The sequence below is a fragment of the Arthrobacter sp. 01L42 genome, assembly GCF_056400005.1.
The window spans coordinates 70,221-84,924 of record NZ_JBFTSL010000009.1 but is presented as its reverse complement, the minus strand read 5'-3'; the positions used below and the strand labels follow the sequence as shown (position 1 = coordinate 84,924).

Genomic DNA, 14,704 nt, shown 5'->3' with positions numbered 1-14,704 from the left:
ATCCGCGCCACGCCTGTCCGAATCCGCAGCGGAAGCCGCGGGCGGCCTAGCGGCTGGGGCCGCGGAAGCGGGAGAACCCCCGCCACAGGCCGTAGATGGCCCCTCCGACCGTTGCGGCCTTGAAGCCCAGAGTGGCGGCGCGCCGGCCTGCACGGAAGTCGTAGACCGGCCAGTTGTGCTCGCGGGCGTAGCGGCGCAGCTTGGAGTCGGGATTGATGGCAACGGGGTGCCCCACCATGCTCAGCAACGGGATGTCGTTGTGGGAATCGCTGTACGCCCAGCAGCGGCTCAGGTCCAGGCCCTGCTCCTCGGCAATTTGCTGGACTGCGACCGCTTTGGCCGGTCCATGGAGGATCTCGCCCACAAGCCGTCCCGTGTACGAGCCGTCCATGATCTCGCCCACTGTGCCCAGCGCCCCGGTCAGGCCCAGCCGGGCGGCAATGACAGTGGCCACCTCGATCGGCGTCGCCGTGACGAGCCATACCTTGCGCCCGACCCGGAGATGCTGCTCGGCCAAGGCCTTTGCCCCCGGCCAGATCCGCGACTCAATCATCTCGTCGTAGACCTCTTCGCCCAACGCCTCGATGTCCTTGGCCGTGATGCCGGCGGCCAGCGTCAGGGCGGAATCGCGGACTGCATGGACGTCATCCATGTTTTCGCCGCGCAGCACGAACATGAACTGCTTCCAGGCGAACCCGGCAGCCTGCGGCAGGGTGAAGGCGCCACGCTGGTAAAGCTTGCGGGCGACATGGAAAAGGCTTGCGCCCTTCATGAGGGTGTTGTCGACGTCGAAAAATGCGGCCTCGCCGTGCTGCGTCGATGCAGCAGGCTCATTGGCCACAATGACGTATTTCTCCTCGGGCATGCCACGAGTCTAGTCAATGACGGGCCCCCGGCCGCCCGCGGGACGCGCGACGCGACGGCAGGACGGCCCCAAACCCGGGCGGACTGCTCCGCGCGTCGACGCCGAAGTGGCCGCCGGGCTACGGTGGATGCATGGCCAAACCCGCACACTTACCTGATGTAGTTCTGATCACCAAGGCCGACTGTCACCTGTGCACCGAGGCGCGCGCCGCCGTCGGCCGGGTCACCGCTGCGCTCGGACTAGATTGGTCGGAAAAATCGGTGGACGACGACGCCGGGCTGCGGGAACGCTTCGCCGAGGAGATCCCGGTGGTGCTGGTCGACGGCGTCCAGCGGGATTTCTGGAAGATCGACGAGGCCCGCCTGACCCGGACCCTGCAACGGGTTCTCGACAAGGCCTCCTGACGGCGGGGTGCTTTGTTGCGTGATGCGCGGGGGCTCTAGAGTGGGAAGCACAACGCGACGCAATGGAGCAGATAGTGACTTCGCTGGATTCATCTCCCGGGCCTGTCCCCGGGGGAGCCGGGACTGCGGCCAAACAGATTCCGCCCGCGGCCGTGGCCCGGCTGACCATCTATCTGCGCGCCCTGACCACGCTGCTGGCTGACGGGGTGGACCGGGTCTCGTCCGAGTCGCTGGCCGAGGCCTCCGGAGTCAGCTCCTCGACGCTGCGCAAAGACCTCTCCTATGTCGGCTCCTACGGAACCCGGGGTGTCGGTTATGAGGTCCAGTACCTCAACCGCAACATCGCCGCTGCCCTCGGGCTGACGCACGACTGGAAAGTCGCGATCGTCGGTGCGGGCAACCTCGGCAAAGCTCTGGCCCGGTACGGCGGATTCGAGTCTCGAGGCTTTGACATTGTGGCGATTTTCGACGCCGACCAGATGGTGGTGGGCAGTGAAGTCGGGTGGCTGCGGGTCAGCGACGCCGCCGACCTTGAGCCGGTACTGCAGCGTACCGGTGCCAACATGGTGGTCCTCGCCTTGCCCGCGGCGGTGGCCCAGGACGTCTGCGACCGGGTGATAGCCGCCGGCGTGCGGAGCATCCTCAGCTTCGCGCCGGTGATGCTGCAGGTCCCCCCGGGAGTTAACCTCCGCAAGGTGGACATGGCAACGGAACTGCAGATTCTGGCCTACCACGCACAGAGGGCGCAGGACCCGGAAGACGCCGACTAAGATCGGCCAGCCCTCCGGTTCCCGCGCCCGCTGAGTGGTACCCCGCTGGGTGGTTCCTGGCGAAGCTACTTCCCGAAGGGGGCTCCGGGCTGTCCATAGGGGTTGGCAAAGGGCTGCCGCTTCTGGAAATACGGCGCTGCCGCGGGCAGGTAAAGCAGCACGATAGCCGCAATGCCCACGAGTGCCGCCAGGGTGGCGAGGCTGAGCGGGATGATGTTGAAGACCGACAACGCGGCGAACACGGTGCCCAGGATGCGGGCCCAGTTCCTGCCCTTGCGGACATTGAATGCCACGAGGGCGTACAGCCCGGCGCTGATGGCGGCAAACACCACGATCGTGCCGATCAGGACACCCTTGATGGATTCGAAATCGACGCTCGTGCCGCTCGCTGCCATCTGCTGCTCGAACATGTCCCTGACGGCAGGGGTGTCCAGGGTTCCCAGGGATACCAGCATGGAGATGACCCACAAGGCTCCGGCTGCGATGATCAGCCAGAACGACGTATTGACCAACTGGGGAACCGCGCCCGGAGCCTGCGGCTGTTGGGACGGGTACTGGGCGTAGGGGGACTGGCCGTACGACTGGCCGTACTGCGGTGTCTGGGGGGCGTTCTGGCCGTAGGCGGGGGGTGTCTGCTGGCCGTACTGCGGCGTCTGGGGGGCGTTCTGGCCGTACTGCGGCGTCTGGGGGGCGTTCTGGCCGTAGGCGGGGGGTGTCTGCTCGCCGTACTGCGGTGCCTGCGGGGCGTTCTGGCCGTAGGCGGGGGGTGTCTGCTCGCCGTACTGCGGTGCCTGCGGGGCGTTCTGGCCGTAGGCGGGGGGTGTCTGCTCGCCGTACTGCGGCGTCTGCGGTGCCTGCGGGGCGTTCTGGCCGTACTGCGGCGCCGGAGTGGATTCCCCGCCCGGCTCGGAGCCGTTGGGAGGCGGGGGCTGGACTGGGGGATTGCTCATGAAGCGGTCCTTTGCGTGTCGATCGAATCGGCCACCGGGATCAGAGATCCTGCCCTGCCCCCAGCATGGTTTAGCTCAACCGTACCGCGGGCCGGCCGCCGTGTGGATCATTCCGGAGAGGTATTCTCAAGCCTCTTTCGATGGCCGGCGCGTGGCGGCGGGGGAGCCCTGGCGCTGCCACGAATCCGCGGGTGCCCTGTGCGGCGGCAGGCCTAGATTCGGCCCCGGTTGGCGGCAAACCAGGCCTGCGCATTCGGCAGCCACATGAGCACGGTCGCCACGAGGCTGATGAGGAAGCCCGGCAGGCCTCCGCCCGCCCGGCCGTCGGCGATGCCGGAACTGATGAGTGTCAGCACCAGGGAGATGCCGGCAAGGATGGTGAGGGCGAAGCGGGCCCATTCCCGGCCTTCCTTCATCTTCATGGCAAGGATGATCTGAGCGGTTGCCAGTGCGAGCGCCACGATCACGAGCAGCAGCACCAGGAGCCCGATCGCCGGCGCGAAGGCGACCAGGACGAAGGACCCGAACAACCCGATGACTCCACCGAGGAGGCCCAGGAGCCCGCCGATCAGCCAGATCCAGTAGGAGACCTTCAGCTCGGTGGGCATTGCAGCGACCTTGAACATGCCGGAGAGCCCGCCGGCAGGCAGTGCATCGCCGAAGTTCCTGGGGCGGTCGGTGGGCATCTCGAAGCGGAATCCGCCGGCCGACGCCGGCTGGCCCTGGTACCCCGGCGGCGGTGCCTGGTACCCGGGAGGCGGTGCCTGGTACCCGGGAGGCGGTGCCTGGTATCCGGGAGGCGGTGCCTGGTATCCGGGCGGCGGTGCCTGGTATCCGGGAGGCGGTGCCTGGTACCCGGGCGGCGGTGCCTGGTACCCGGGAGGGGGCGGCGGGTTGGCGGGAAGCTGCGGTGGGCCGGCGGGCGGGACGCTGCCCGACGCCGGCGGCTGGGCGCCCGGCTGCTGCGGAGGTACATCACTCGGGTTGCTCATGGCTCTCACTGTAGACCGCCGTTTCCCTGTTATCTAGGGAGTCTGCAGCCGCGTCGCGGTGCCCGACGGCGACGCCCAAGAGGGGCAGGCAGCAGCGGCGAAAAACAACAGCGCCCCGCTTCATCGCGAAGATGAAGCGGGGCGCTGGAGCCGGCTGACCGGCGTCGGCCGTCAGGCGCGGACGGGAGTGACCGGGCCGCGACCGTGCTTGATGCTGGCTATGCTGCGGGAGCGATGAAGGCCAGTTCCAGGTTGATGGCAACCTTGTCGCTGACCAGCACGCCGCCGGCTTCGAGGACGGCGTTCCAGGTCAGCCCGAAGTCCTTGCGGCTGATGGTGGTTTCGGCGCTGAGGCCGGCGCGGGTGTTGCCGAAGGGATCGACGGCCACGCCGTTGAATTCGGTCTCGAGGGCCACGGGGCGGGTGATGCCCTTGATGGTGAGGTCGCCCTGGAGCTCGTAGGCGTCGCCCTTGGGGACGATGGTGTTGGATACAAAGGAGATCTCCGGGAACGTCTCGACGTCGAAGAAATCTTCGCCGCGGACGTGGCCGTCGCGGTTGGCGTCACCGGAGTCGAAGCTTGCGGTCTTGATCGAGGCGTTGACCTTGGAGTCGGTGACGTTCTCGGCGAGGTCCAGGGTGGCGGCGGCGTCGGTGAACTGACCGCGGACCTTGCTGATGCCGGCGTGGCGGACGGTGAAGCCGATCTCGCTGTGCGACGGGTCGAGGGTCCAGGTGCCGGTGGTGACGTTTGCGGGAAGTGCCATGGTGGTTCTCCTTGAGTCGGGTTGGTACTGCGGTGGTTCGTCTGATCGCCAGTTGAAGCATCATTGGTTGAAATCTCAACTAACTGCTTCACCCAGTATAAACATGCATTTGCATCTTTTATTCCAACTCCGGGGAACATTTTTCCAAACTCATCAGTTCTACCTCCCGTAGAAGATTTCAGATCGACCGGCATCTTTGAGAAACTGGTAGACATGCCCCAAGCCACTGTTCATTTGCTCCGCCACGGCGAGGTCCACAATCCCGATGGTGTCCTGTACGGCAGGCTGCCGGAATTCCACCTCTCCGAACTCGGCCGGGAGATGGCCCGCACCCTGGCGGAACACTTCAGGGAGCGGTCCGCGCAAGGGGCCAGGATCGTCCACCTCGCCGCGTCCCCACTGACCCGCGCGCAGGAGACGGCGCAGCCGATCGCCGACGCCCTGGGCCTGGAGATTGCCACCGAATCCCGCATCATCGAGGCCGCCAACTACTTTGAGGGCCTTCGCGTCTCGAAGGCGGAGCTGCTGCGTCCCAAACACTGGGCCCGGCTGTACAACCCGTTGCGGCCCTCCTGGGGTGAGCCGTACAAGGAGCAGGCCGCGCGGGTCATCGCGGCCGTCCAGGACGCACGCATCCGTGCCATCGAGCTGGGCGGCAACGGGGCCGAAGCCATCCTTGTCAGCCACCAGCTGCCCATCTGGGCCACGCGGCTCAGCGCCGAAGGCCGGCCGTTGTGGCACGACCCGCGCAAGCGCGAATGCACCCTGACGTCCCTGACATCCCTGGTGTTCGACGACGCCGGCGGCCTCGTGCGCGTCGACTACAGCGAGCCCGCTGCCGCCCTGCTGCCCGGTGCCGCCAGCACCCCGGGAGCCTGACCATGGCCGCGAACCGCCGCGAATACATGCCTTTGTCCCGCCGCAGCGTCCTGACCGCCGGCGGGGCCGCGCTGGCCGCGGTGTTCGGGCTGTCCGGCTGCGCCCAGGACGACGCCCTCGCCAAACAGGCCAAGGCCGGAGACAACAAGAACTACGTGGCCGGCGACGGGTCCGTGACCGAGTTCGCCGTCGCGGACCGCAAGAGCCCCGTGGCGCTCAAGGGGACGCTGTTCGACGGCACGGCCGTCACGTCGGCGGACTTCCCCGGCAAAGTCACCGTGCTGAACTTCTGGTTTGCCGCCTGCGCCCCCTGCCGTGTAGAGGCGCCCTCCCTCGAGGCGCTGAACCAGGAATTCAAGACCAAGGGCGTACAGTTCTTCGGCGTCAACCTGCGCGATGAGAAGGCCACGGCCGACGCGTTCGACAAGACCTTCAACCTGACGTACCCGAGCTTCAATGACAAGGACGGCGCCGTGCTGCTGGCCGTCTCCGGCCTCGTGCCGCCCGGCGCCGTGCCCACCACCCTCGTGCTGGACAAGCAGGGCCGCGTCGCCTCCCGGGTCCTGGGCGAAATCCAGCAGGGCACCCTGAAGTCCCTCATCGCCGCCGCCGTGGCCGAGTAGCGCGGCCCCACCGTGAACAGCCCCTTCGCCGAAGCCATCCTGAACGGATCGCTGCTGCTTGCCATTCCCGTCGCGCTGCTGGCCGGACTGGTCTCCTTCCTCTCGCCCTGCGTCCTCCCGCTGGTGCCCGGATACCTGGGCTACGTCACGGGACTGACCGGCGTCGACCTGCAGAAGCAAAGGCGCGGGCGCATGCTGGCCGGCATCGGGCTGTTCGTCCTGGGCTTCTCCGTGATCTTCGTGCTGCTCGGCGGCGCCTTCGGGCAGCTGGGCAGCTTCATCACGGGCTCGCAGAACATGTGGATCACCCAGCTGCTGGGCGTCCTGGTGATCGTCATGGGCGTGGTGTTCATGGGCGGCTTCGGCTGGCTCCAGCGCGATGCCAAGATCCATGCCAAACCCCCGGCCGGTCTCTGGGGCGCGCCCTTGCTGGGCATCACCTTCGGGCTGGGCTGGGCACCGTGCATCGGTCCGACGTATTCGGCCGTCCAGCTCCTTAGCCTCTCCGGCGGCTCCTCGGCGGCCAAGGGAGCGTTCCTGGCGTTCGTCTACAGCCTTGGGCTGGGAATCCCGTTCCTGCTGATCGCCCTGGCCGTGCGCCGCGGCATTGGCGTGATGTCCTTCTTCCGCAACCACCGGCTCGCCATCCAGCGCACTGGCGGCGGCATCCTGATCCTGCTTGGGATCCTGATGGCGAGCGGTGTGTGGGGCACCTGGGTCTCCGGGTTGCAGTACTGGTTCCAAACCGATGTGAATTTGCCAATCTGATGAGCGAGCGCGTGAACGAAAAGAAGAAGTCCCCGAAGCCCGAGGCCGTCCTGCCCACGCTGGGTCCGTTGGGCATGCTCCGGTGGGCGTGGACGCAGCTGACCAGCATGCGCACAGCCCTGTTCCTGCTCTTGCTGCTGGCCGTCGCCGCCGTGCCCGGCTCGCTGTTCCCGCAGCGCCCGGCCAACCCTGCGATTGTCACGCAGTACATCAAGGACCACCCGGACTACGGTTCGATCCTGGACTCGGTGCAGCTCTACGACGTCTACTCTTCGGCCTGGTTTTCCGCGATCTACATCCTGCTGTTCGTCTCGCTGATTGGCTGCGTGATCCCGCGCGCCATCGCGCACTACAAAGCGATGCGCTCCCAGCCCCCGCGCACCCCCGCCCGCCTGTCCAGGCTCCCCGAATACGGCACCCTGGTGATTCCGGCCGACGCCGGGATCCCGGCGTCGGCCGCCATCACCGACGCCGCCGAGCTGCTGAAAAAGCGCGGCTACCGCGTCGACGTGCGGGACCGCGACGGCGCCCGCCCGTCCTTGGGCGCCGAGCGCGGCTTCCTGAAGGAAGTCGGCAACCTCGTCTTTCACACCGCGCTGATCGGAGTGCTGGTTTCGGTGGCGGCCGGCGGCCTCTTCGGCTACAGCGGGCAGCGCATCCTGGTGGAGGGCGACACGTTCGTCAACACCCTCGTCGGCTACGACCAGTTCACCCCGGGCACCAATTTCCAGAGCAGCCAGCTGCAGCCCTATTCGGTCCAGCTGGATAAGTTCGACATCACCTTCGACCGTGAATCGAAGGGCAAGTTCGGTCAGCCCATCGACTTCACCGCCGCCGTGACCACGAAAGAAAACCCGGACGCACCCGCCAAGAAGGAGGTGCTCAAGGTCAACGACCCCCTCAGCCTCGGCGGCACCAGCGTGTACCTCACCGGGAACGGCTACGCTCCCGTCGTCACGATTCGCGACGGCGCGGGCAATGTTGCCATGCAGGGACCCGTGGTGGCCAAGCTCCAGGGCGAGAACTACTACTCCTCCGTGGTGATCAAGGTTCCGGACGCCAAACCCGAACAGCTCGCCTTCGCCGGGTTCTTCCTGCCGACGGCGTTTGTCACCGACAAGGGCGTGTCCTTCAGCGGTGATCCGGAGCTCATCAACCCGCAGCTGACCCTGAATTCCTACTTCGGCGACCTCGGCCTGGACTCGGGCTCCCCGCAGAACGTCTTCGAGCTCGACGTCAAGAAACTGACGCCGCTCAACGCCCGCAACCTGGACACCAAGGGCATCGTCCTGGCGCCCGGGAGCAGCTACACGCTGCCGAACGGCAAGGGTTCCATCAGCTTCGACGGCGTCAAGCGCTACATCGGCGTGGACATCCACCACAACCCCGGCCAGCTGTACGCCCTGATCTTCGCGCTCCTGGCCGTGGCCGGGCTTGTGACCTCGCTCTATGTGAACCGCCGCCGTGTCTGGGTCCGCACCGGCACCCACGAGGACGGCCGCACCATGGTGGAGTACGGTCTCCTGGCCCGCGGTGAGGACCACCGCCTGGCCGGGGAGGCCGCGGCAATCCGGAAACTCCTTTCCGACGATTGGCTGTTGGGCGATGACGCCGCGACCGGCTCCCAGCCCGCTCCCAGCGCAACAGCGGATAATGACCGGGCGGATAAGGCCAGCACGGCAACAGGCAGCACCGGTGCCAGCGGCACGCACGCCGCTCCTGAACAACCCGCAGAAGACTTCATCCAGTCAACAGCCGGCTCTTCCGAGTCGAAGAAGGATCAGTAATGCCGTTCTCGATCAACGAAACCATGGGCCAGTACAGCGAGCTGTTCATGCTGCTGGCCGCCGGCACGTACACAGTGGCGTTCATCGCCTTCGCCTGGGACCTGGCCAAGAGCAGCAAGACGCTGCGCGCGGTGGACCTCAAGGCCGCGGAGCTCTCCGGCGCGGCGGCCGAGGCCAATGCCGCGCGCGTTCCCGTCGGGGTCGGCGCGGTGGCCGCCGGAGCCGACGCCGCCCGCTCCGATGCGGACGTCAGCGGCCCGGCGGGACGTGCCGAGCGTCCGACGTCGGCCACCTCCCGCCCCGGCACCGCCGCAGGCGCGGGCCAGACCGCCGACGGCAGCATGCGCTACGCCGGCGAGCGGCGTGCCCCCGCCCGCGTGGCCGTCGCGCTGACCGTCCTCGGCGCCGCGATTCATGCGGCCGGCGTGATCACCCGCGCGCTCGGTGCCGGCCGGGTGCCGTGGGGCAACATGTACGAATTCCTCACCACGGGCGCGTTCGTGGCCGTGGCCGTCTTCCTGCTGGTGCTGATCCGCCGCGACCTGCGCTTCCTGGGCACGTTCGTGATCGGCCTGGCCATCATCATGCTGGTTGCCGCCTCCATCGCCTTCTGGACCCCTGTGGGCCACCTTGTGCCGGCGCTGCAGAGCTACTGGCTGATCATCCACGTTTCCATCGCGGTAATGTCCTCGGCCCTGTTCACCCTGACCTTCGCGATGTCCGCGCTGCAGCTCGTGCAGTCGCACCGGCAGAAGACCATCGCCGCCGGCGGAGCCGACAAGCTCGGGTTCATGCGCCTGGTCCCGAACGCCCTGAGCCTGGAGAACCTGTCCTACCGCATCAACGCGATCGCGTTCGTCGGCTGGACGTTTACGCTCATGTTCGGCGCCATCTGGGCGGAGAAAGCCTGGGGCCGGTTCTGGGGCTGGGACACGAAGGAAGTCTGGACGTTCGTGATCTGGGTGGTCTACGCCGGATACCTGCACGCCCGCGCCACCCGCGGCTGGACCGGAACCCGTGCTGCCTGGCTGTCGATCGTCGGCTACCTGTGCGTGGTCTTCAACTTCACGATCGTGAACCAGTTCTTCAACGGCCTGCATTCCTACTCGGGACTGTAAGCCGCACCCCGGCCCATAACCGCACCCGGGCCCATAACCGCACCCGGGCCGGGTGCTTCGGGGTCCTTCCGGGTCCTTCCGGGACTGTGTGGGCCCGCGCTCTCTCGATTTGCCACAGATGGCCGCTAAGCCGATGCGCTTAGCGGCCATTCGCGTCAGATCGGTACGCTGCACGGGGGTTGGGCGGTGCGGCATGGGGGGGTGTGAGGGCACGGCTGCCGCGGCCGTGGGCTGGGGCCGGGCGACTGGGCGCGGGCCCGGAGGTGGCTGCGCGGGCCCGCCCCATCGATTCGCCGCAGATGGCCGCTCAGTCCATGCGCTTAGCGGCCATTCGCGTCAGATCGGTGCGTCTGGGGGCGGGCACGCTGACGTTGCCCGGGCTTAGGGCCCGGGCCGGGAGTCCAGCCGCGCTCCAACAGCGCCGCACGCACCCGGGTAACCGCGGCCGGCTCCATCCCAGGGCCGGGCGGGGTCAAGTGCCATTGGGTCAATACGACCACGCGCCACCCGGCGTCCCTCGCGTTCTCATCCCGGAAGATGTCGCTGCGACGCTGGGCCGGACTGGCGTGATGCCCGCCGTCGTACTGAATCGCGATCTTTTCTTCTTCGTAGGCGAGGTCCGGGTCCTGGATCCAGCCGCCGGTCTCATCGAACATGGGCACGTTGATTGCGGGTTCGGGCAGGCCATGCCGAATCAGGAGCAGCCGGAGTTCGGTCTCCTTGGGGGAGTCCGTGTCGGCGCGTATCAGGGACCGGGCCTGCATAGCCCGCCGGTAGCCCGCCCTGCCTTGCTTCCCGGCGAGGAACTCGTCCAGCTCCTGGATCGTGGTCAATGGATTTCTCCGCCGCAGCAGGAAGTCTCCGGCGATCACCAAGTCATCGAGGCCTAGTATGCCTGCGAGATCGAACCACGTCCGCAGTGGGGAGGTGCAGCTAACCCTTACCCCAGCCACGATCTCCTCCGGTTCGAGTGCCTGCTGATGGCCCACCACATTCTTATGCCGCACCGCCCGCTGGCCCGGCTGACTCGTCAGATGGATGACAGCCAGGTTCTCCAAGGCCTGCGGCAGGGGAAATCCCCACAGCACTGCCGCTGACAGGTGGCTCACGATTGCGCCCGTCACGGCCGTCAGGGCATGCACACGTTTCAGCAAACTGTCCGGGGTGGCGGCGGTCGCGCGCACCCCGTAACAGGGGCTGACGAGATCCCTGGCCCGGGTCCGTCGTCGCCCCACCCCGGCAGTGCGGGCCTCGGCCACGGTGAAGGGCTGGTTTCGAAGATGCGGGGGGAGCTCACTGGGCGGGCGCATACGGGCATTCTGCGCCCGCGCCGATGGGGCTTGGAGGTTATCCACAGCGCGGGCAGGGTGTGGGGGAGAAGTGGGCGGTGTGGGCAGCAGGGGCGGGCGCGGATGCGTGGCGGCCGTTTGCCGGAGGTGGCCGCTTGGAGCGTGGGATTCCGGCCATCTGCGGCGAACGGCCGCAGATGGATGCCCGGGGTGACGGGGGACGGCCGGAGATGGGAAGGGGCGTCTGAGCCCGGTGCGCGGACGCAATGGCCCGAGGCGGTGTGGGCAGCAGGGGCGGGCGCGGATGAGTGGCGGCCGTTGGCCGGAGGTGGCCGCTTGGAGCGTGGAATTCCGGCCATCTGGGGCGAACGGCCGCAGATGGATGCACGGAACGGTGCTACTGGACTGCTACGTGATTGTTACTTGACCTCGTCGGTGCCGGGCGTTCCGGCGTCGCCGGGTTCGTGGGCACCGCCGGCGCCTTCGCTGCCGCCGGCTTCCGCGTTGCCGGCGTCGTTCTTGCGGTCCTTGGCGTCGAGTTCTTCCTTGAGCTTCTTGAGCCTGTCGGCTTCGGCCTGGTTGCGGTGGCGGATCTCAAGGTTGCGCAGGAACTCGGGGTCGTCATCGGGCGCTACCGGGTGGCTGTAGGCGACCGGTGCGGTGTCCGTGGCCCGGGGGCGTCCCATGAGAAACCACAGCGTGGCGCCGACCACGGGGAGGAGGACCTGCACGAAAATCCAGGCGGTCTTGGAGATGCCCCTGGTCAGCCGCGCGTCAGTGCGGATGAGGTCCACCAGTCCATAGACAAACACGGCCAGTATGACGATCGGAACCACTACACGGAGCATACCTTCAGTCTAGCCGTCGGGCGCCTCGACGGCGCCGGTCACTATGCCCGGGTGCAGGCTGCCGGCACCGCGGACGAGGGGAGCGGGATGGCCGAAGCAGCGCGCCGTCCTGGCGGCTAAACTTGAGGCGTGGCTTTCCTCAAATACACCCTTATTCGACTGGCGCTGTTTGCGCCCTTGTTTGCGCTCTTTCTCTACCTGCAGCTGGGGGTGCTCCTGGCCGCCCTGTGCGCCGGGATGATGTCCTTCGCCGTCAGCTTCCTGTTCTTCCAGAAGCAGCGCGACGCGGCCACCGCGACGCTCCACCACCGGCTCTCGGGCAAGGCCAAGCCGATGCGCAGCGCAGGAGAGGTGGCCGACGCCGAGGCCGAAGACCGCCTCGTGGACGAGAACCCCGACATTGCCGTCCGCACGGACGACCGCCCCAAAGATTCCCGGCAACCGGGGGCCTGAGCCCCCGGGCTGGTCCCCTGAAGCCCTGCAAGCCCCGGGAGCCCGCGGCCCTGAGCCCGCGGCCTAGAAGCCCCGGGAAGCCCCCGGCTTAGAAGCCGTGGCTGAGGACGAGTCCGAGTGAAAACAGCGCGGCGAAGCCGAGGTTGATTAGTCCGGTCTGCTTCAGGACCGGGATCAGGCTCTTGCGGCGCCGCCCGGCAATCATCAGCCAGGACGGCATGAGGCTGGCGGGGATCAGCAGGAGCACGATCAGCATCCATGGCCGGGCGGGGGCCAGGACGATGACCAGCAGGATCGCGACGGCCAGCATCAGCACATAGCTTTCGCGCGCATGCTTGTCCCCGAGCCGCACGGCCAGGGTCTTCTTCCCCGCCTTCCTGTCGGTCGGGATGTCGCGGACGTTGTTGGCCATCAGCAGGGCGCACGCGATCAGCCCCGTGCCGATCGCCCCAATGATCGCGGCCAGGCTCAACTGCCCCGCCTGCGTGTACGTGGTGCCCAGCGTTGCGACGAGGCCGAAGAACACAAACACGAAGACGTCGCCCAGGCCGAGATAGCCGTACGGGTTCTTGCCGCCGGTATAACCCCAGGCGGCCAGCACGCAGCCGACGCCGACCAGGATCAGCCACCAGGCCTGCGTGATGATCACGAGGATCAGGCCGAACAGCATCGCCAGCCCGAAGGCTGCGAACGCGGCCCGTTTGACGTGCTCCGGACTGGCCGCCCCCGAGCCCACCAGCCGGAGCGGACCCACCCGGTCCTCATCCGTGCCGCGGATCCCGTCCGAGTAGTCGTTGGCGTAGTTGACGCCGATCTGCAGGAGCAGGGCGACCAGGGCCGCCAGCACGGCATTCAGCAGGATGAACGAATCCATCTCGTAGGCGGCTGCGCTGCCGATCAGCACCGGTGCGATTGCGGCCGGCAGGGTGCGCAGTCGGGCGCCTTGGATCCATTGTGCGGCTGTGGCCACGGTCAGTACCTCGTTGGTTGGTTGAATGCTCGTTGGTGGTTTGAGTTGCCGGCCGGAAGCCGGAAGCGCTTGTCTATTTTCCCTGATGGAGGGCGTCCAGCCGGACCGTCATGCCCAGCCGGTCCGGTTTCCCGTTGGGCAGCATGAGCAGTTCCGCGGCGGGCAGCACGGTTTTCGGGGCCAGTGCGCCCAGCGACGGTGCCCAGGTCTGGTTCCGGCGGTCGGCGAACGCCGCCAGCCCTTCCGGGGAACTGTCGGCCACCGCGACGTACGCGGCCAGGGCGTGGCCCCACTCCGCGGACGGCACACCGGCGACAAAAGCCGCCCGCACGCCGTCGAGCTTTTCCAGCTCAGCCTGGACATGGGCGGCGGAAACTTTGACGCCGCCGGTGATGACGACGTCGTCGGCCCGGCCGAGCACGGTGAGCCGGCCGTCGGCGTCCAGTTCACCGAGGTCATTGGTCCGGTACCAGCGGACGCCGTCCGCTTCGATGAACGCCGCTGCCGAGAGCTCTGGGGCCTGAAGATAGCCGGCGGCAATGGTTGCCCCGCCCAGCAGGATGCGGCCGTCGTCCTCCACCCTGACCAGGACGTCCTCGAGCGGGAAGCCGTCGTACACGCACCCGCCGCAGGTCTCGGACGAGCCGTAGGTAGTCACCACCCGCACGCCGGCGTCCCGGGCCGCGTCGAGCAGCTGCGCGGACGCGGGTCCGCCGCCGAGCAGGATGGCGTTGAAGCGCCGCAGCACCGCCAGCGTCTCGGCGGAGGGCGCGTCCAGCAGGCGCTGGAGCTGGGTGGGCACCAGCGAGGTGAAACGGATCTTGTCCGTGAGCTCCAGCGCCGCGGCGGTGAAGGCCTCCGGCGTAAAACCGCCGGAGAGGTCCATGGCCCACGGGCGGGTCCCGGCAAAAAGCGAGCGGACCAGCACTTGGACGCCGGCCACATACTGGACGGGAAGGGCCAGCAGCCACTGGCCCTCGCCCTTGAGCGCAAAGGCGGTCGCCACAGACGAGGCCGCCAGGGCCTCGACGGTCAGGACGGTCGCCTTCGGCGTGCCGGTGGACCCGGAGGTCCGGACCACGACGGCCGCGTCCTCGATGCCGGCCGTGTCAGGGAACCCCAGCACCGGCGAGCCGTCCGGCCCGGCGGAGAGTTCGACGGCGGGCCCCTCGCCGTGGAGGGCAGCAGCCAGCGCCTTGAGCGCAGGCTCGATGTTCATGG

At 67.8% G+C, this 14,704-nt stretch carries 16 protein-coding genes; 8 read left to right on the top strand and 8 right to left on the bottom strand.

Translation table 11 applies throughout. The features are described from left to right. Window positions 1-46 precede the first annotated feature (46 nt). Window positions 47-865 (bottom strand): HAD family hydrolase, encoded by an 819-nt coding sequence (locus tag AC1DN2_RS10080; RefSeq protein WP_476850220.1) that lies wholly within the window; start codon window positions 863-865, stop codon window positions 47-49. A gap of 131 nt (window positions 866-996) precedes the next feature. On the opposite strand from AC1DN2_RS10080, the gene AC1DN2_RS10075 reads away from it, so the two are divergent. Continuing rightward, on the top strand, window positions 997-1,269 hold the full coding sequence (locus AC1DN2_RS10075; protein ID WP_476850219.1) for a glutaredoxin family protein: 273 nt from the start codon (window positions 997-999) through the stop codon (window positions 1,267-1,269). A 74-nt stretch (window positions 1,270-1,343) separates the two neighbouring features. Then, a complete protein-coding gene (locus AC1DN2_RS10070) occupies window positions 1,344-2,039 on the top strand; it encodes a redox-sensing transcriptional repressor Rex (RefSeq protein WP_079555510.1) in 696 nt (231 codons plus the stop codon). A 65-nt stretch (window positions 2,040-2,104) separates the two neighbouring features. Here the strand turns inward: AC1DN2_RS10070 and AC1DN2_RS10065 are convergent, their stop codons facing one another. The 3 genes from AC1DN2_RS10065 to AC1DN2_RS10055 form a co-directional block, all read right to left on the bottom strand. Next, window positions 2,105-2,989 carry a Yip1 family protein gene (locus tag AC1DN2_RS10065; RefSeq protein WP_476850218.1) on the bottom strand — a complete coding sequence of 295 codons (885 nt, stop codon included), beginning with the start codon at window positions 2,987-2,989 and terminating at the stop codon, window positions 2,105-2,107. Window positions 2,990-3,201: 212 nt separating this feature from the next. Next, complete coding sequence (locus AC1DN2_RS10060) at window positions 3,202-3,981, bottom strand: hypothetical protein (RefSeq protein WP_476850217.1); 780 nt, start codon at window positions 3,979-3,981, stop codon at window positions 3,202-3,204. A 218-nt stretch (window positions 3,982-4,199) separates the two neighbouring features. Further along, a complete protein-coding gene (locus tag AC1DN2_RS10055) occupies window positions 4,200-4,748 on the bottom strand; it encodes a YceI family protein (protein WP_028278101.1) in 549 nt (182 codons plus the stop codon). 213 nt (window positions 4,749-4,961) lie between these two features. On the opposite strand from AC1DN2_RS10055, the gene AC1DN2_RS10050 reads away from it, so the two are divergent. The 5 genes from AC1DN2_RS10050 to ccsB are packed head-to-tail and all read left to right on the top strand — an operon-like array spanning window position 4,962 to window position 9,923. Next, window positions 4,962-5,627, top strand: coding sequence for a histidine phosphatase family protein (locus AC1DN2_RS10050; RefSeq protein ID WP_230010601.1), 666 nt, complete (start codon window positions 4,962-4,964; stop codon window positions 5,625-5,627). 2 nt (window positions 5,628-5,629) lie between these two features. Then, window positions 5,630-6,250 (top strand): TlpA family protein disulfide reductase, encoded by a 621-nt coding sequence (locus tag AC1DN2_RS10045; RefSeq protein WP_476850216.1) that lies wholly within the window; start codon window positions 5,630-5,632, stop codon window positions 6,248-6,250. Window positions 6,251-6,262: 12 nt separating this feature from the next. Further along, window positions 6,263-7,018, top strand: a complete 756-nt coding sequence (locus AC1DN2_RS10040; protein WP_028278104.1) for a cytochrome c biogenesis CcdA family protein — start codon at window positions 6,263-6,265, stop codon at window positions 7,016-7,018. Then, entirely contained in the window at window positions 7,018-8,805 is a 1,788-nt protein-coding gene (resB, locus tag AC1DN2_RS10035) for a cytochrome c biogenesis protein ResB (protein WP_476850215.1), read from the top strand. Before AC1DN2_RS10040 ends, resB begins: the two co-directional genes overlap by 1 nt. After that, window positions 8,805-9,923 carry a c-type cytochrome biogenesis protein CcsB gene (ccsB, locus tag AC1DN2_RS10030; RefSeq protein ID WP_476850214.1) on the top strand — a complete coding sequence of 373 codons (1,119 nt, stop codon included), beginning with the start codon at window positions 8,805-8,807 and terminating at the stop codon, window positions 9,921-9,923. Before resB ends, ccsB begins: the two co-directional genes overlap by 1 nt. A gap of 320 nt (window positions 9,924-10,243) precedes the next feature. Here the strand turns inward: ccsB and AC1DN2_RS10025 are convergent, their stop codons facing one another. Together AC1DN2_RS10025 and AC1DN2_RS10020 are read right to left on the bottom strand one after the other, a co-directional pair. After that, the gene (locus tag AC1DN2_RS10025) at window positions 10,244-11,233 is read right to left on the bottom strand and encodes a hypothetical protein (protein WP_476850213.1); all 990 of its coding nucleotides are present in this window, start codon (window positions 11,231-11,233) and stop codon (window positions 10,244-10,246) included. Window positions 11,234-11,631: 398 nt separating this feature from the next. Next, the gene (locus AC1DN2_RS10020; RefSeq protein WP_223913634.1) at window positions 11,632-12,060 is read right to left on the bottom strand and encodes a PLD nuclease N-terminal domain-containing protein; all 429 of its coding nucleotides are present in this window, start codon (window positions 12,058-12,060) and stop codon (window positions 11,632-11,634) included. Window positions 12,061-12,189: 129 nt separating this feature from the next. On the opposite strand from AC1DN2_RS10020, the gene AC1DN2_RS10015 reads away from it, so the two are divergent. Then, on the top strand, window positions 12,190-12,513 hold the full coding sequence (locus AC1DN2_RS10015; protein WP_476850212.1) for a DUF4229 domain-containing protein: 324 nt from the start codon (window positions 12,190-12,192) through the stop codon (window positions 12,511-12,513). 88 nt (window positions 12,514-12,601) lie between these two features. On the opposite strand, the gene AC1DN2_RS10010 is transcribed toward AC1DN2_RS10015, so the two are convergent. Together AC1DN2_RS10010 and AC1DN2_RS10005 are read right to left on the bottom strand one after the other, a co-directional pair. Continuing rightward, the gene (locus AC1DN2_RS10010; protein WP_079554823.1) at window positions 12,602-13,483 is read right to left on the bottom strand and encodes a 1,4-dihydroxy-2-naphthoate polyprenyltransferase; all 882 of its coding nucleotides are present in this window, start codon (window positions 13,481-13,483) and stop codon (window positions 12,602-12,604) included. A gap of 73 nt (window positions 13,484-13,556) precedes the next feature. Continuing rightward, a complete protein-coding gene (locus AC1DN2_RS10005; RefSeq protein WP_476850271.1) occupies window positions 13,557-14,702 on the bottom strand; it encodes an AMP-binding protein in 1,146 nt (381 codons plus the stop codon). Window positions 14,703-14,704 lie beyond the last annotated feature (2 nt).